The 17,290-nt window shown below is 70.7% G+C and carries 12 protein-coding genes; 5 read left to right on the top strand and 7 right to left on the bottom strand.

The genetic code is table 11. The features are described from left to right. Positions 1-41: 41 nt before the first annotated feature. Positions 42-1,787 carry a SpoIIE family protein phosphatase gene (locus tag OG595_RS38795; protein ID WP_329280498.1) on the top strand — a complete coding sequence of 582 codons (1,746 nt, stop codon included), beginning with the start codon at positions 42-44 and terminating at the stop codon, positions 1,785-1,787. 151 nt (positions 1,788-1,938) lie between these two features. Here the strand turns inward: OG595_RS38795 and OG595_RS38790 are convergent, their stop codons facing one another. From OG595_RS38790 to OG595_RS38760, 7 genes are all read right to left on the bottom strand, one after another. Further along, the gene (locus OG595_RS38790) at positions 1,939-5,808 is read right to left on the bottom strand and encodes a glycoside hydrolase family 2 TIM barrel-domain containing protein (protein ID WP_329283523.1); all 3,870 of its coding nucleotides are present in this window, start codon (positions 5,806-5,808) and stop codon (positions 1,939-1,941) included. Between the two features lie 338 nt (positions 5,809-6,146). Further along, complete coding sequence (locus tag OG595_RS38785) at positions 6,147-7,328, bottom strand: cytochrome P450 (protein ID WP_329280496.1); 1,182 nt, start codon at positions 7,326-7,328, stop codon at positions 6,147-6,149. A 46-nt stretch (positions 7,329-7,374) separates the two neighbouring features. Continuing rightward, on the bottom strand, positions 7,375-8,241 hold the full coding sequence (locus OG595_RS38780; RefSeq protein WP_329280494.1) for a MurR/RpiR family transcriptional regulator: 867 nt from the start codon (positions 8,239-8,241) through the stop codon (positions 7,375-7,377). A gap of 93 nt (positions 8,242-8,334) precedes the next feature. Next, complete coding sequence (locus OG595_RS38775) at positions 8,335-9,279, bottom strand: ABC transporter substrate-binding protein (RefSeq protein WP_329280492.1); 945 nt, start codon at positions 9,277-9,279, stop codon at positions 8,335-8,337. Between the two features lie 90 nt (positions 9,280-9,369). Beyond that, complete coding sequence (locus tag OG595_RS38770) at positions 9,370-10,059, bottom strand: ABC transporter permease (RefSeq protein WP_329280490.1); 690 nt, start codon at positions 10,057-10,059, stop codon at positions 9,370-9,372. Continuing rightward, positions 10,056-10,721 (bottom strand): ABC transporter permease, encoded by a 666-nt coding sequence (locus OG595_RS38765; RefSeq protein WP_329280488.1) that lies wholly within the window; start codon positions 10,719-10,721, stop codon positions 10,056-10,058. Before OG595_RS38765 ends, OG595_RS38770 begins: the two co-directional genes overlap by 4 nt. After that, positions 10,718-11,851: an ABC transporter ATP-binding protein gene (locus OG595_RS38760; protein WP_329280486.1), complete on the bottom strand. Its 1,134-nt coding sequence runs from the start codon at positions 11,849-11,851 to the stop codon at positions 10,718-10,720. The genes OG595_RS38765 and OG595_RS38760 overlap by 4 nt, the downstream gene beginning before the upstream one ends. Positions 11,852-11,969: 118 nt before the next feature. On the opposite strand from OG595_RS38760, the gene OG595_RS38755 reads away from it, so the two are divergent. From OG595_RS38755 to OG595_RS38740, 4 genes are all read left to right on the top strand, one after another. Continuing rightward, on the top strand, positions 11,970-12,989 hold the full coding sequence (locus OG595_RS38755) for an ornithine cyclodeaminase family protein (protein WP_329280484.1): 1,020 nt from the start codon (positions 11,970-11,972) through the stop codon (positions 12,987-12,989). Next, entirely contained in the window at positions 12,986-14,572 is a 1,587-nt protein-coding gene (locus tag OG595_RS38750) for an HAL/PAL/TAL family ammonia-lyase (protein WP_329280482.1), read from the top strand. Before OG595_RS38755 ends, OG595_RS38750 begins: the two co-directional genes overlap by 4 nt. Beyond that, positions 14,569-15,471 (top strand): amidohydrolase family protein, encoded by a 903-nt coding sequence (locus OG595_RS38745; RefSeq protein ID WP_329280480.1) that lies wholly within the window; start codon positions 14,569-14,571, stop codon positions 15,469-15,471. Before OG595_RS38750 ends, OG595_RS38745 begins: the two co-directional genes overlap by 4 nt. A gap of 182 nt (positions 15,472-15,653) precedes the next feature. Continuing rightward, positions 15,654-17,267 carry a glycoside hydrolase family 43 protein gene (locus tag OG595_RS38740; RefSeq protein WP_329280478.1) on the top strand — a complete coding sequence of 538 codons (1,614 nt, stop codon included), beginning with the start codon at positions 15,654-15,656 and terminating at the stop codon, positions 17,265-17,267. The last annotated feature ends 23 nt before the right edge of the window (positions 17,268-17,290 follow it).

The raw sequence follows: 17,290 nt of genomic DNA, 5'->3' as shown, positions 1-17,290 counted from the left end.
GGCAGGCGCTGTGCCGCCGAGAAATGAGAGGTACGGAGGCCATGGACGCTTTCCGGCCGCTCCTCTTCGAGGACGTCGAGGCACTGCTCGCCGGACCGACCGCCGGGGACCTGCCGCGACTGGTCGGGGAGTACGGGCTGCTGCGTCAGCTCGTCGAGGGCACGGCCGCCGGGGTGGTCGTCCTCGACACGGAACTGCGCTTTCTGTACGTCAACCCGCACATGGTCCGGATCAGCGGCCTGTCGGCCGCGGAACTCCTGGGGCGGACCCTGGCCGAGGCGTCTCCGGAGGTGGACCGGCCCGAGAGCGTGCTGCGGCAGGTCCTGCACGACGGGCAGCCGCGTGAGCTCGTGGGCACGGGGCACACACGCGCGGACATGCCCTTCACCCGCCGGGCCTGGCACGCCACCTATCACCGCCTCCAGGACGAGCACGGCCGGGTCCTCGGGCTCGCCGGGATCTTCCTGGAGATCAGCGCTCCGCAGCAGCACGTCGACGAGCTGGAGCGCGCGCACCGCCGGATGACACTGCTGGACACCGCGACCGCGCGCATCGGCACCACCTCGGACGTGCAGGCGACCTGCGTCGAGCTGGCCCAGTTCATGGTGCCGGACCTGGCGGACGCCGCCGGTGTCGAGCTGAACCTCGATGTGAAGGCCGGTCCGCACCGGCCGCCTCCGGGAGTGCTGCGACTGCGCCGGGCGGCCCTCGCGGCGGTGCCCGGACTCAAGGAGGCGGTGCTCGCCCTGGCCGGCCTCGGCGACACCCTGGACTATCCGCCGGGCACGGAAGTCCGCGCGTGCCTGGACGCCGGCCTCCCCTGGCTGAGCAACGGCATCTCCGACCAGGAGTGGCATGTCGGGGCCGTGCACACGGACCGGTCCACGTCCTACCGGAACATCGGCGTCCACTCGGTGCTCGTCCTGCCCCTGATAGCGGGCAGGCGCCCCCTGGGCACCCTGTCGCTGGTGCGCGCCTACGACTCCCCCGGCTTCACCGCCGACGACGTGTCGGTGGCCCTCGAACTGGCGCAGCGCGCCGCCCGCGCCCTGGAACGCGCCGCCCTGCACACCCGTGAGCACAGCATGGCCCTGGAGCTCCAGCACGCGCTGCTCACCGACGCCGGCGCGCCGCCCGACCCGCGCGCGCCGACCGCGTTCCGCTATCTGCCCGCCGACGACGTGGCCCTCATCGGAGGCGACTGGTTCGACTCCCTGGCGCTGCCCGACGGCCGGAATCTGCTGGTCATCGGGGATGTCATGGGGCACGGGGTCGAGGCCGCCGTCGCGATGAGCCACTACCGCTCCGCGCTGCGCGCCCTGGCCATGGCGGGCCTGCCCCCGCACCTGCTGCTCACGCATGCCGACCGCACGGTCGCCGACTCCGGGTTCGACCGGGTAACCACCTGTCTGCTGGCCCTGGAGGATCCCGTCCGGCAGACGGTGTCCTACGCGAACGCCGGCCATCTCCCGCCCGCCTTCCTCTCCCCGGACGGCACGGTCGGTCTCGTCGAGGTCCCGGTCGGCCCGCCCCTGGGCACCGGATTCGGCAGCTACACGACGCTCACCCACCCGACGGTCCCGGACGGCGTGCTCCTGCTCTACACGGACGGGCTGGTGGAGCGGCGCGGCGAGGACATCGACGTGTCGCTGCGCCGCCTCACCCGGCTCCGGCTGTCGCCGCGCGCCTCCCTGGACGCCATCCTCGACGACGTCCTGGCCCAGCTCGCGGACGCTCCCGCCGAGGACGACATCGCCGTACTGGCGGCCCGTTCACGGCCGGCCTGACCACTGCCGACGGAGCGGCTCCGGAGGCGGCCGGGGAGCCGGTGCGGAGACCGGACCACCATGGCCCTGTACCTGGTCTGTCCGGCCGGCGGAACGGGCGGGGGCGCCACCCCCGACGAAGGGTGACGCCCCCGAAACTCCGTGCCTGCCGCTACACGGCGGACTCGCCCGCCGTGGGCCGCCGCGAGGCCGCCATCGCCTCGTCGACGTCCGTCAGGGGACGGAGCCGGTAGCTGTACGAGTAGTCGCGGTTGGCGAACAGCTTGTACTCGTCGTGGGTGTGCGCGCCCCAGCTGTTGTCGCCGCCGACGCCCATCTGGCGGTGACTCAGGCGCAGGACGACCTCGTCGCGCGGGGTGAGCTGGTAGTCGTGGCGGGCCCCGACCGACAGGTCCTCCGGGGTGAAGTGCGAGGCGTTGACCTCCAGGAGCGGTTCGGCGGAGACCAGCAGACCGGAGCCCTTGCGGTCGGTGAGGGCGATCCAGCGGACGTCGGTCCTGTTGCCGTTCTCCTGCGGGCGCAGGTAGCCGCTCCACTGTCCGTCGACGGTGCCGGAGTACAGGCCCACGTCGGTGGAGTTGTTGCGGTCCCAGTGGTTCTCCTCGGGGCCCCGGCCGTAGTAGTGCAGCCGGTCCAGGCGGCCGGGCAGCAGGAGCAGGTTCCCGACCTCGGGGATGTACGGCAGTGAACTCGCCCCGGGGTGCAGGGTGTTGTCGACCTTGATCTCACCGTTGCCGAAGACGGTGTAGGTGGTGGTGTACGTCGACGCCGTGGCCGTCGGCAGGGTGCCGGCGACCTTGATCTCGACGGCCTGGTCCCCGAGTGCGCGGACGCTCACGCCGGTCACCGCGCGCCGGGCGCCCGCGTCGCGCCAGGTCTGGTTGCGGGTGTGCTGGCCGTTGCCCCGGTCGTTGTCGGTGGGCGCCCGCCAGAAGTTCGGGGTGGGCCCGGAGACGATCAGCCGGGCGCCGCCCGCCTTGTACGAGGTGATCACGCCGGTCGCCTTGTCGACGGTGACCGAGAAGCCCTTGCCCTTGACGGTGACCGAGGTGTCGCCGTCCTCGTGACGGAGCGCCGGGACGCCGCTCAAGGGGATGGGCGTGACCGCGGGGCTGCCCACGTCGAGAGCGAGCTGCTGCCGGGCCACCTCGAAGCCGGCCTTCGCCCACTTCGTGCTCTCCCTGGTGGTGAAGGACAGCTGGAGGAAGTACTCCGCGCCCGGTGCCGGGTCGTCCGGCAGCTCGAAGGGCACGGTGATGGCCTTGCTGGACAGGGGCGGCACATCCAGCTGGGCGCGGGTCAGCCTGCCGCGCCGGATCACCCTTCCGTCGGCGACCAGTTCCCAAAGCCCTTCGAATTCACGGAGATTGGTGAAGAGGTGCTCGTTGGTGAGGGTGACCGCGCCCGGTGTCGCACCCGAGGTGATCTGCACCGCCTGGTAGATCCGCTTGACCTCGGCGGACTTGCCGGTCAGGCGGCGGTCGGCGGTGATGATGCCGTCCCCGGCGAAGGCTCCGTCGTTGGGGTTGTCGCCCCAGTCGCCGCCGTAGGCGTAGAACGTCTTGTCGCGGGGCCGCTTCTCGGTGAGGCCGGCGGTGTCGGCGTCGAACCAGAACCGTACGCCGTCGTCGCCGGGGCCACGGCTGTCGGAGGCCAGTTCGGCGGCGGTCAGCGCGCGGGCGTAGACGCGGGCCCGCCGGATGGTGCCGCTGAACTCCCGGGTCGGGTTGTCGATGTCGGTGGCCAGCGCGAGGGACGCGGTGTTGTTGTCGGGCCGCCGGGTGGTGGTTCTGGTGGCTCGCGCCACGCCGTCGACGTGGAGGGTGAGTGTGCCCGCCGACGCGTCGAAGACACCGGCGATGTGGTGTTCCCTGCCGGTCCAGTCGTCGGGCAGCGCCCACCACGCGCTGATCCACTGGCCGCCGCCGTAGATGAAGAACTCCAGGCCCCTGTCCGACTGCTTCAGGGCGTACTGGGTGTCGCCCTTGGCGATGACGGGCTGGTGGTAGCCGAGGAAGTGCGGGGTGATCCACGCCTCCAGCGTCAGGGACCCGGTGAGGTCGAGGCTCTCGTCGCGGGCGAAGACGGTGCCGCCGGAAAGGCCCTTGTCGCGGGTGAAGGTGCCGGCGGGGGCGATGATCTCGCCCTTCAGCGCGGTGGGCCCGGTCTCGGTGAGCAGTTTGCGCGTCGGGGTGGGCCAGGCGATGGCCTGGTCGACGAAGTCCCAGATCCAGCCGCCCTGGAGGACGGGGTAGCGGCGGACGAGGTCCCAGTACTTCTTGAAGTTCCCGTTGGAGTTCCCCATGCCGTGGGAGTACTCGATCATCACGTACGGCCGGGTGTCGGCGGTGTCCTTGGCCCGCTGCTCGACGCGGGCGGGACTGTCGTACATCTCGGAGCGGATGTCGCTGATCCCGGGGCGGTCGTCACCCTCGTACTGGATGACCCGCGTGGTGTCGTAGGAGCGGATCCAGTCGTACATGGCGTTGAACGTGGTGCCGCCGCCCGCCTCGTTGCCGAGCGACCAGATGACGACCGAGGCGTGGTTCTTGTCGCGGTGGACCATGTTCTGGGCGCGGGCCACGCACGCGGTGGTCCACTCGGAGTGGTTTCCGGGGTACTCGCCCCGGACGCCGTGGGTCTCGAGGTTGGTCTCGTCCACGAGGTAGAGGCCGTACTCGTCGGCGAGTTCCAGCCACACGGGGTTGTTCGGGTAGTGCGAGGTGCGGACGGAGTTGATGTTCAGCCGCTTGATGATGCCGATGTCCTCGACCATGTCCGCGCGGGTGAGCGCCGAGCCGTGTACGGGGTGCATCTCGTGCCGGTTGGTGCCCCGGAAGGAGACCGGCTTGCCGTTGATGCGCATCAGGCCGCCCTTGAGGGCGAACTCGCGCAGGCCGACCCGGTGGGAGAGCGTCTCGATCACCCGGCCGGCCGGGTCACGCAGACGGAGCACGGCGGTGTAGAGGTTGGGGTGTTCGGCCGACCACAGGCGCGGCGCGGGCACGGCTTTCGCGGCCTGTACGGACCTCTCCTCTCCGGCGCCGAGCGCGACGGTCTGCTGGAGCGGGCGCGACCAGACCGGGTGCCCGTCGGCGTCGTACAGCTGGGTCTCGACGGAGTACTGGCCGGCGCCCTTGCCGCCGTAGTCCCGCACGTTCGCGGTGACCGACAGTTCGGCCGCCGTGTAGTCGTCGCTCAGCGGGGTGTCGAGGCGGAAGTCGCGCAGCCGCACGGCCGGGGTGGAGTAGAGGTAGACCGAGCGGAAGATGCCGCTCAGCCGGATCATGTCCTGGTCCTCCAGCCAGTCGCCGTCGGAGTAGCGGTAGACCTCCACGGCTATCTGGTTGGTGCCCGGCTTCAGGTGCGGGGTGATGTCGTACTCGGAGGGGTCGTAGGAGTCCTCGTGGTAGCCGACCAGGGTGCCGTTGATCCATACGTAGTGGGCCGACTTGACGCCCTCGAAGTGCAGGAACGTACGGCGCCCCGACCAGTCGCGCGGGAGGGTGAAGGTGCGGCGGTACTGGCCCACGGGGTTGTGGACGGTCGGCGCGGCCGGCGGCTGCGCCTCCTCGCCCCGGCCGTTGGCGCCCCACCAGGGGTAGTCGCTGTTGACGTAGATCGGGCTGTCGTAACCGTGCAGCTGCCAGGCGGAGGGGACGGGGATGGTGTCCCAGGCACGGTCGTCGAGGTCGGTGCGGTGGAAGTCGGTGTCCCGGTCGTCGGGGCGGTCGACGTAGGCGAACTTCCAGGTGCCGTCGAGGCTCTGCCGGTACGGGGAGCGGGTGCGGTCGGCGGCGAGGGCCTGGGCGAGGGTCGCGTACGGCATCAGCGTGGTGTGCGCGGGTTCGGTGCCGACGCGGAAGACGTCGATGTGACCGTTCCACTCGGGAGTGGTGGCGTCCGCAGCGGCGGCCCCGTGGGCGGCGGCCGGTCCGGACAGGGCGAGCGCGCCGAGGACGGCGGCTCCGCCCTCCAGCAGACGGCGGCGGCTGACGGCGAACTCGTGGGGGTGCGGCATGACCGTGGCCTTCCTCGGTACGACAGTGCGCTGCACGGACCGAGGGTGCGTCAGATGGTGTTCGTTACTGTTGACAATCGACCCGGAATCCGGCAGCGCTTCGGTCATCGGTGACGGCTCAACTCACCGAGGCGGTGCAGGAGTTGACATTGATTCAGCACACAACTGCTGGTGACAGTGGGAGCTGCCGAGCCAGGCTCACCCTAGGACTTCGAACACAGACGAAGCAAGAATCTTGTCGGACTCTGTTGGATCCTGATGGCTCGCCCATCCGCCCCCCGCCACTGCCCGCCGCTCCCCGCGCCTTCCCCGCTCCGTGACCCCGGAACGCTCCCTCGTCAGACGGGAGCGTCCCACCGCACATGCAGGGCTGACGGCTTGCGGAAGACCAGGCCGTGCACAGCGGCGGGACGGTCCGGGTCGAGGCGCAGCCCGGGCAGGCGTTCGAGGAGCCGGTGGAGGGCGATGCGGGTCTCCAGGCGGGCGAGGTGCGCGGCGAGGCAGTGGTGGGGGCCGTGGGCGAAGGCCAGTTGGAGGCGGGCGTTCTCGCGGCGGACGTCGAACCGGTCGGGGTCGGGGAAGACGGCGGGGTCGCGGTTGGCGCCGGTCAGGGAGACGGTGACCAGGTCGCCGCGGCGGATCGCGGCCGGGCCGAGACCGGTGTCCCGGGTGGCGTAGCGGTCCACTACCGCGGCGCCGGGTTCGAGACGCAGCGACTCCTCGATCGCGCCGTCGAGGAGGTCGAAGTCGTCCCGGACGAGGGCGAGTTCGGCGGGGTGGCGGAACAGGTGCAGCAACGCGTTGGTGATCATCGCCTCGGTGGTCTCGATGCCCCCGAACATCAGGACGGCGGCATTGGACGCCACCTCGGGCACGGTCAGCCGTCCGGCGGCGGAGACGAGGAGCGAGGCAGCGCTCCGGTCGGCGACGGTGGCTTCGACGGCGGCCCTCAGGCGCGCGTAGGCAGCGGTGCCGGCGGCGCCCGCCGTATGGCCGGCGGTGATGTCGGAGACCGACCGCACGATGGCGTCGTACCAGGCGAGCACCGTGTCCGCGGTGGTGCCGGTGAGGCCCAGCGCCTCGGTCACGACGGCGACCGCGAGGGGTCCGGCGAAGGCGCGCCGCAGGTCGGCGGCGCCGGTCGGCGGGAGTGCGGTGATGAGCCGGTCGGTCTCGCGTTCGATGCAGACGGTGAAGCCCTCCCGTACCGCCCTCGGGCGGAAGGGGGCGTTGAAGGGTTCGCGGTGACGGGTGTGCCGGTCGCCGTCGAGGGAGAGCATGCTGGGGCCGACGACCTGCGCGGTGGAGAAGCGGGGGTCGTCGACGGTGAAGGTAGCCGCGTCGCGCATCACGGTCAGGGCGAGGTCGCGCCGGGTCACCAGCCAGCCGTTCAGCTCCGGCAGCCAGGAGACGGGTTCGTGGGCGCGCAGCAGCGCGAGTCGCGGATGCGGGTCGTCGGCGAGTTCGGCGAGGGTGGTGGCGGCGCCGAGTGGGCAGGCGTCGGCGAGGCGGGGTGTCATGCGGTGCGAAATCTTTCTCGGTGGCAGGTGTCCGGGCAGGGGGCGTTCACTCGACGAACAGCCCCCGTGCCGCGGCCCGCGCGTCGAACTCCTCCAAATGGGCCTGCGCGTCCGGCAGGGCGTCGCACATGGCCTCCAGCAGAACCTGCCCCAGCAGCATCGGAGCGCTCACGGTGTCGAACACCAGGCCGGTGCCCACGGCCGCCGGAAGCAGCAGATCGCTGTGCGCGGCCACGGGGGCGAACGTGCCGTCGGCGATCGTCACCACGGTCAGTCCCGCGTCACGGGCGTGGTCGAGGGCATCGAGGACCTCGCGCGGGTGACGCGGCAGCGCGAAGCACAGGAGCGCGCTCGCCCCGGCCTGCCGCGCCGCGTCGATCCGGTCGGCGAGCAGCGAGCCGCCCTCGTCGAGCAGCCGTACGTCGGGGTGGACCTTGGCCGTGAAGTAGGCGAATCCCCGCGCCTGGGCGGCGGAGGCGCGCAGGCCGAGCACCGGGAGGGGCCGGGAGGCTGCCAGCAGCCGCCCCGCGCGTTCCACCGGTGCGGGGTCCGCGAGCAGGGACGCCAGTTGCCGCAGGTTGTCGATCTCGGCCTGTACGGCCTGCTGGTACGGGTTGGCCGACTCCTCCTCCGTCTCCGTACCTGCGGGGGCGACCTCCCGCAGATGTCTGCGCAGTGCCGGATAGCCGTCGAAGCCGAGGGCGACCGCGAACCGGGTCACCGACGGCTGGCTGACGCCCGCCAGGTGGGCCAGTTCCACGCTCGACAGGAAGGGCACGTCCGCCGCCTGCCGGACCAGGCAGTGCGCGATACGGCGCTGTGTCGGGGTGAGCCGGCGCCCCTCGAAGAGCTGGTGCAGCCGTGCGGAGGAGCCGGCCTGAGCAGCCGTGTCGCTACCTGCGCCGTCACTCATCTGCTTCCCCGGGCGGTCGTGTTCGGTCACCTTTCCCCCGCCCGGCGTGCCGGGCGGGGGAAAGGTCGGACGGTGGTGTGCGGCCGGTCCGGGTCAGCTCACGAGACCTTTGCTCGTCAGCCACTCCTTGGCGACGACGCTGGAGTCCTCCTTGTCGTTGACGAGCTTCTTCATCATCTCCAGCAGGTCCTCGGTGGTGAGCTTCGCCGACAGGGCGTTGAGCGCCGCCTTGGCCGTGTCGTCGACCGCCGACTTGTAGACGAGGGGCGTGACGTTCTGCGACGAGAAGAGGTTCTTCGGGTCTTCGAGGACCACCAGCTTGTCCTCGACGATGGCCGGGTCGGTGGTGTACAGGTTGGCGGCCTGCACGTCGTTCGACTTGAGCAGCTTCACCAGGGTGGTCTGGGCGCCCGCGTCCAGCGGCTGGAACTTCCCGAACTCGACGCCGTAGACCGTCTTCAGGCCGACCCCGCCCTGGGTGCGGGTCTTGAACTCGGAACCGGCGCCGATGGTCATGTCCTTGGCGACCGGCTTGAGGTCGGCGAGGGTCTTGAGGTTGTACTTGGCGGCGGTCTCGGAGGTGACGGTCACCGAGTCCTTGTCCTCGGCCGCTGCGGAGTCGAGGATCTCCACCGTGGAGGGGAGCTTCGCCTTCAGCTCGGCGTTGACCTGCTCCGTGCTGGTGGCGGTGCTGTTCTTGTCGACCGCCACCGACAGCAGGGCACCGTTGTACTCCGGGAAGACACCGATGCCGCCCTTGACGACCTGGTCGTAGTAGACCTCGCGGGCGCCGATGTCGAACTTCCGGGTGACCTTGAGGCCCTTGGCCTCCAGGGCCTGGGCGTAGATCTCGCCGAGCAACTGGTTCTCGGGGAAGTTCGCCGAACCGACGACGATGGACTTCCCGCTGCCGCTGCCGGCGCTGTCGCCGGTCAGCGGATTGCTGTCGCTGTCGTCGCCTCCGCCGCATGCCGTCAGCGAGAGCGCGGCGACCAGGCCGAACGCGGCGCCACGGTAGATGCCTCGGGTGGTGCTCATGGGGTGTTTCCTTTCTCGGAGCTCGGAAGCCCGGAAGATCAAGTGGTCAAGTGGTCAATGGGTCAAGGGGATTCGGACGGCGTGGAAGGCTCAGGACTTGGACGGCGCGACCCGAAGGCCCGGCGAGACGACGACGCGCCGCAGCGCGGTGAAGGCGACCTGGACGACCAGTGCCAGTACGACGACGACGGTCGAGCCACCGATGACCAGCTCGTAGTCGTTGCGGGAGAGCCCGTCGACGATGAAGCGGCCGAGGCCGCCGAGGCCGGGGTAGGCGGCCACGGTCGCGGTGGCGACGACCTGGATCGCGGCGACCCTGAGGCCGAGGAGGATCAGCGGCAGCGCCATCGGCACCTCCACCCTCAGCAGGACCTCCCACTCGGTCATACCGACCCCGCGAGCCGCGTCCCTGGTGGCGGGATCCACGCCCCGGACGCCCTCGAAGGTGTTGATGAGGATGGGCGGGACCGCGAGGGCGACCAGGGCGACCAGTACGGGCGTCGTGCTGAGCCCGGCGAGGGTGACGACGAGGACCACCAGCCCGAAGGTGGGGATGGCCCGCGCCAGGTTCGCCACGCTGGCCACGGCGAACGCGCCCCGGCCGGTGTGTCCGACGAGCAGCCCGAGGGTGAGCCCGATGAGGGCGGCGAACAGCAGGGAGATACCGCTGTAGGTGAGGTGTTCGAGGAGCCGGTTGGGGATTCCGTCGTCGCCGTGCCACTGCTTCGAGGACGTCAGCCAGTCCCCCACGAGCCGGATCTGGTTCAGGAAGTCGTTCATGACGCCGTCACCTTGTTCCGGGACCACGGGGTCAGCAGCCGCTGCGCGAGCACCAGAAGGGCGTCGGTGGCGAGTGCGAGGAGCATGATCAGCACGATGGCGGTGATGATCGGCGTCGGGAAGTCGAGCTGGAGACCACGGGTGATGTAGTACCCGAGTCCGCCCTGTCCGATCAGTTGTCCCACCGCGACCAGGCTGATGGACGACACGGCCGCGACACGTACACCGGCGATGACGACGGGCACGGCGATGGGCAGTTCCACCTGGACGACACGCCGTATGGCGCCGAACCCCATCGCGGTGGCCGCGAGCCGGACCGGTTCGGGGACCGAGGCCAGCCCGTCCACGACGTTGGGCACCAGCACCGACAGCGTGTAGATCGTCAGCGGGATCATCACCGTGCGTTCGGTGAGTCCCGTGTACCGGACGAAGATCATGAAAAGGGCCAGCGACGGGATCGAGTAGAGGATGTTGGCCACGGTCAGCACCGGTGGGTACAGCCAGCGATAGCGGTGGCAGAGGATGCCGAGGGGCACCGAGATGATCAGGCCGAACAGCACCGGCAGCAGACCGAGTCTCAGATGGATTCCGGTGTAGTCGGCCAGTTCACCGGCGTGATCGCCGATCCACTGCCACCGGATGAGCGGCTCACCGTCACTCATCGTTTCTCACCGTCCGACCCGGCGACGCCGCCGTCCGTCGCGGCGGTGTCGGCCGTGCCCGCGGACAGTTCGTGGGCGTCCGCGACTCCGACCACCGCGCCGTGCGCGTCCACGCCCACCGCGAGCCGGGCGGGCGACAGGAGCGCCGAGTCGAGGGCGGCCCGTGCCGAGTCGCCGACAAGGCTGAAGGTGTGGCCGAGGGGTGCCAGCGGTACGTCCGCGAGGGTGCCGCTCTCCGGCAGGTCGGCCACCGCTGCCCAGCCGAGCGGCCGGCGGCCCTCGTCGACGACCAGCACCCAGGGCTCGTCACCCGTCCGGGCCGCCGCCACCGGTGAGGTCGCCGGGAGTACCGGACCGTCCCGCAGCGGCACGTCGGCCGCGTTCACGAAGGACAGCCGGCGAATGCCCCGGTCGTGACCCACGAAGTCGGCGACGAAGTCGTCGGCGGGATCGGCGAGCAGCCGTTCGGGGGTGTCGAACTGCGCCAGCCTGCCGCCGGTGCGGAACACGGCGATCTTGTCACCGAGTTTGATCGCCTCGTCGATGTCGTGGGTGACGAACACGATCGTCTTGTGCAGTTCCTTCTGGAGCCGGATGAACTCCGCCTGCAGTTCGCCCCTGACAATGGGGTCGACCGCGCTGAACGGCTCGTCCATCAGCAGCACGGGCGGGTCGGCGCCCAGCGCCCTGGCCACCCCTACGCGCTGCTGCTGTCCGCCGGAGAGCTGGTTCGGATAGCGCTTGGCCATCTCGCCCGGCAGGCCCACCAGCTCCAGCAGTTCCGCTGCCCGCGCGCGGGCCTTCTTCCGGCTCCAGCCGAGCAGCAGCGGAACGGTGGCGATGTTGTCGAGGATCGTGCGGTGCGGGAACAGCCCCGCGTGCTGGATCACGTATCCGATGCCGCGGCGCAGCTCGGGGGCGTTGACCTCCCGGATGTCCTTGCCGCGCAGGCTCACCGTTCCGGCCGTGGGCTCCACCATGCGGTTGACCATGCGCAGGGTGGTGGTCTTGCCGCAGCCGGAGGGACCGACCAGGACCGTGAGTCCACCCTCGGCCAACTCCAGCGACAGTTCGTCCACCGCTGTCGTCCCGTTTGGATAATTTTTGCTCACCGCATCGAATCTGATCAAAGCTGCCCCTTACCCGACTGCATATGGTCATGCAGAGTTATCCGTGACTGAATGACAGTCAATGCCCAGCTGTAAACGGCACGTTACAATCACACGAAATCAGGCCAGGACGTCCGAAATGCGGCAGGACACCAGCATGAATCCGGTCTGGTTCACCTTTTTGAACGGCTCCGACATCGAACAACTGGAGCTGACCGACGCCGAGATCCTCGACGCCGTCGAGGAGGGGCTGCGCGCCCAGGGGCAGGGCGAGACGGTGATCGAACCGCGCGTCCACCTCGTGCCCGACCCCGCGTTCGACGGTCACTTCAACGTGCTGCGCGGCTATGTCGCCCCGCTGTCGCTGGCCGGGGTCAAGATCGTGGGCGACTTCGTCGGCAACTACAAGGCCGGTCTGCCGTCCGAGATGGCTCTGCTCAACCTCTTCGACCCGCGTACCGGAATGCCGGTGGCCGTGGTCGACGCGACCGCCCTGACCGAGATGCGCACCGGCGCGCTCACCGCGCTGGGGGCTCGGCACCTGGCGCGTCCGGACGCCAGGGTGCTGGGACACATCGGCGCCCGCGCCACCTCGTACTGGAACGTCCGCCTCCTCGACCGGCTCTTCGACCTCACCGAGATCCGCGTCCACTCACGCCGCCCGGAGAGCCGCGAGGCCTTCGCCGGGCGTCTGGAACGGGACCTCGGCAAACCGGTCGTCGTGACGGAGGACTGGCGGAGCTGCGTGGAGGGCGCGGACATCGTGGTGGAGGCGTCCCGCCTCGAACGTCCGGAGCCACTCCTGAAGACGGAGTGGATCGCCCCGGGCGCCCTGGTCGTGCCCTACGGGACGAACAGCGCGGTCGAGCTGAGCCTGACCGACATCATGGACAAGATCGTCGTCGACGACTGGGGCCAGGCACACGCCGGACCGTTCGGCGCCCTGCGCGCCCATGTCGACTCCGGTCGGCTCAACAGGACCAATCTGCACGGCGAGCTGGGCGAGATCGTCGCGGGCCGCAGACCCGGCCGGGAGAGCCCCGAGGAAACGAACCTGTTCTGGCACCGCGGCCTCTCCCTCTCCGACATCGCACTGGGCGCCGCCATGCTGAGAAAGGCCGAGGAACGCGGCCTCGGCCAGAAACTCCGCTTCTCATGACGGACACCGGTTTGACGGACGCCGGCATCGCGAAGGTCGCCGAGGTCTTCGTCGACGGGCGGAGTCTGTCCTTCGCCGATGTCGTCGCCGTCGCCCACCACGGCGCCCAAGTCACCCTGGCGGAAGGGGTGTTGCCACGACTGGAACGTGAACGGGCCGTCGTCGAGGACGTCGTCGACAGCCAGGTGCCGACGTACGGCCTGACGACGGGACTCGGCACCCGCTCCTCCTACGCCCTGCCGCGCGCCGAGCTGGAGGAGTTCAGCGTCCGCACGGTACGGGGAAGGGCGAACGCGGTCGGCGATCCGCTGCCGGTGCCGGTCGTCCGCGCAGCCGTCCTCGCCCGGGTGAACGGCATCGCGGGCGGCGGCAGCGGGGTGCGGCCGGAGATCCCGCGGCTGCTCGTGGCGATGCTCAACGCGCGGGTCCATCCCGTGATCCCCGAGGTGGGGTCGATCGGCGCCTCCGACCTGTGCCAGCTCGCGCATGTCGGTCTGGTCGTCATCGGCGAGGGCAGCGCCGAGTTCGACGGGGAGGTGCTCGACGGCGCCACGGCACTGCGGCGGGCCGGACTCGCGCCGGCCGTACTCGGCCCCAAGGACGGGCATGTGCTGTGCAGCGCGAGCCCACTGGCGGCCGGACAGGGCGCGCTCGTCCTGCACGAGGCCGCCGCACTCCTCGCCCTGGCGCAGGCGGTCACGGCACTGACCTACGAGGGGTTCCGGGCGAACACGAGCCCGCTCGACGCCCGGGTACTGGCCCTGCGCCCCGCCCCCGGCCAGTCCCGCGCCGCGCGTGAGCTGCTCGCCCTGCTGGACGGCGGTGAGCTGGGCGATCCGCGCAACGCCCGGCGCGTCCAGGACCCCGTCAGCCTGCGCTGCGCCGCCCAGGTGCACGGTGCCGCGTACGCCGCCCTGGACTTCGCCGGGGCCGCGCTCGCCCCGGAACTGAACGGCTGCGGCGACAACCCGGTGGTGCTGCCCGACACCGGCGAGATCCTCTCCTCCGGCAACTTCCACACCCCGGCCCTGGCCCTCGCCCTCGACACCCTCGCCCTGGCACTGGCCCAGACGGCGTCGGTCTCCGCCGAACGCATGCGCCGACTGCTCGACCCCGGCGTCAGCGGACTGCCCGCGAACCTGTCGCCGTACGGACCGGAGCGCTCGGGCTTCGCGCCCCTGACCAAGACGGCGCAGGCACTCGTGGCCGAGATCCGTCTGCTGTCCGCGCCGGTGTCCACCGACCCCCGTCACGGCGCGGACGCCGTCGAGGACGACTCGACCAACGCGTCGCTCGGAGCGCGACGGCTGGCGACGGTCCTCGCCCGGCTGCGGCTGCTGCTCGCCGTGGAGGCCGTGGTCGCCGCGCAGGCGGTGGACCTGGCGGCGCCGCCCGCCCTCGGCCGGGGGCCCCGGTTCCTGCACCGGGCGATCCGGGCGGCCGTGCCCGGCCTCGACGACGACCGGCCCTGTGGGGTGGACGTGGAGGCGGTGAGTAGGGGCATCCTGGGGTCCGACGACGTCCGGGGCGCGCTGCGCGCGATGCTGGAAGAATCGTCACCCCCGGTGGGAGGAACGTCATGACCAGCGTCGACGTGCACCAGCATCTGTGGACCCCGTCGCTGGTGGCGGCCCTGCGCTCACGTCGCGAACCACCCTTCCTCGACGGCTGGACCCTGCACCTGAACGGTGAGCCGCCCTACGAGATTCCGCCCGCCGACCACGACGTGGCCGGCCGTGCGGAACTCGCCGCCGCCGACGGTCTCGGCCGGGTGCTCGTCTCGCTGTCCGCCCCGATCGGCGTGGAGTGGCTGCCCGCAGCCGAGGCACGACCCCTGCTGGACGCGTATCACGACGGATCGGCCGCCCTCCCGAAACCTTTCGACGCCTGGGCCGCAGCCTGCGTACGGGACATCGACACGAACGCGACGGCCAAGGACCTCGACCGAGGGTTCGCCGGCCTCCAGTTGCCGGCGAACGCCCTTGCCGACGCCGCCGGTTACGAGCGGTGCGCCCCGCTCCTCGATCTGCTCGAAGAACGCGACCTGCCGCTGTTCGTCCACCCGGGACCGGCGGCCGGCGGGCCGACGGGTCCGGGATGGTGGCCGGCGATGGTTCCGTACGTCCAGCAGATGCACGCCGCCTGGTTCGCCTTCCGAGCCTTCGGCCGGCCCCGCCACCCGCAGTTGCGGGTGTGCTTCGCCCTGCTGGCCGGGCTCGCCCCGCTGCACGGGGAGCGTTTCACGGCCCGGGGCGGCGGCCCGGAGGGAAACGTGGACCCGGGCGTCTTCGTCGACACGTCGTCCTACGGTCCTCGCGCCGTCGACGCGGTCGTCCGCGCCCTCGGCGCCGATGCCGTCGTGCAGGGCTCGGACCGGCCCTACGCGGAGCCTCCGCTGCACCCCGGTTTCGGGCTGGGCGGAGCGGCGGCGTACGCCTTCCGCATCGCCAATCCGCGGCGGCTGCTCACAGGCAAGAAGTGACGAAACCTTTCGACGTGAAAAGCGAATGATGCGAGGGGTATTGACGCGCGCCGCGCGCCTTCTAGTATCCAAGATGCCCGAAGACGCGGCCAACGTTCGACATGTCGAACACTAAGAGCCGATTCCTCGCCCCGCGCCCGACTACGCACACCTCTTAGCCCCCAGACAAGAGGAGCGCTCGCATGTCATGGCTACATCAACCGCGCACGCGCCGGAACGCGCTGACCGCGGCGACCGGTCTGGCCGTGGGAGCGGCCCTGCCCGCGGCAGCGTCCGCGCAGACGTTCCCCGCCGCCGCGCAGTACGCGAACCCCGTGCTCTGGCAGGACTTCGCCGACATCGACATCATCCGCGTCGGCGACACGTACTACTACTCGGCGTCGACGATGCACTACTCCCCCGGGGCGCCGATCCTCCGCTCGTACGACCTGGTGAACTGGGAGTTCGCCGGTCACTCCGTGCCGGTCCTGGACTTCGGGGCCAAATACGACCTGAACGGCGCCCGCGGCTACGTGCGCGGCATCTGGGCGTCGTCGCTCGCCTACCGCCCGAGCAACCGCACCTTCTACTGGCTCGGCCAGATCGACTTCGCCCGCACCTACGTCTACACCGCTGCCGGCGTCGAGGGTCCCTGGAACCGTCTCACGACGCTCAACACTGCCTATTACGACGCGGGTCTGCTCGTCGACACCGACGACACCCTCTACGTGGCGTACGGCAACGGCACCATCAGCGTGGCCCAGCTCTCGGCGGACGGCCGTACGCAGGTCCGGGCGCAGCAGGTGTTCAGCACCCCGTCGGACATCGGCACCCTGGAGGGCTCCCGCTTCTACCGGATCAACGGGAACCACTACATCTTCCTGACCCGCCCGGCCAACGGCCAGTACATCCTGAAGTCGACGAGCGGCCCCTTCGGCCCGTACACCCTGCGGCAGGTGCTCCTCGACCTGCCCGGGCCGATCTCCGGCGGTGGTGTCCCGCACCAGGGCGGGCTCGTGCAGACGCAGAACGGGGCCTGGTACTACCTGGCCTTCGTGGACGCCTTCCCCGGCGGCCGGGTCCCCGTGCTGGCGCCGGTCACCTGGACCTCGGACGGCTGGCCCGTCGTACAGCTCGTGAACGGCGGGTGGGGCGCGTCGTATCCCGGGCCCGTCGTCCCGTCGCCGCCCCGGCAGGTGGCCCCGATGACGGGCGTCGACATGTTCGACGGTACGACGCTCAAGCCGAAGTGGGAGTGGAACCACAACCCGGACAACACCAAGTGGTCGGTCGGCAACGGCCTGACCCTGCGGACCGCGACCGTCACCGACGACCTGTACTGGGCCCGCAACACCCTCACCCACCGCGTCCAGGGCCCCACCTCGACCGCCACCGTCCAGCTCGACTTCTCGGCGATGCGGGACGGCGACCGGGCCGGGCTCGCGCTCCTGCGTGACTCCTCGGCCTGGATCGGTGTCAGGCGCGACAGCGGCGCGACCCGGGTGGTGATGGTCAACGGGCTCACCATGGACGGCAGTTGGAATACCACCGGCACGGGATACGAGGCCGCGAGCGCCGGTGTCTCCGGTGGCCGGGTCTGGCTGCGCGCCACGGCCGACATCCGGCCCGGGTCGTCGCGCCCGGGGACGTTCTCCTACAGCACCGACGGCGTCGACTTCGTCCGGCTGGGGCCCGCTTTCACCATGGGCAACAGCTGGCAGTTCTTCATGGGTTACCGCTTCGCCCTCTTCAACCACGCCACGCAGGCGCTCGGCGGGTCGGTCCGCATCGCCCGCTTCGAGCTGTCCACCCCCTGATCGCACCACCCGCACATGGCCAC

The organism is Streptomyces sp. NBC_01451 (assembly GCF_036227485.1).
Lineage (GTDB): Bacteria > Actinomycetota > Actinomycetes > Streptomycetales > Streptomycetaceae > Streptomyces.
This window is presented reverse-complemented; position numbering and strand designations above follow the sequence as displayed.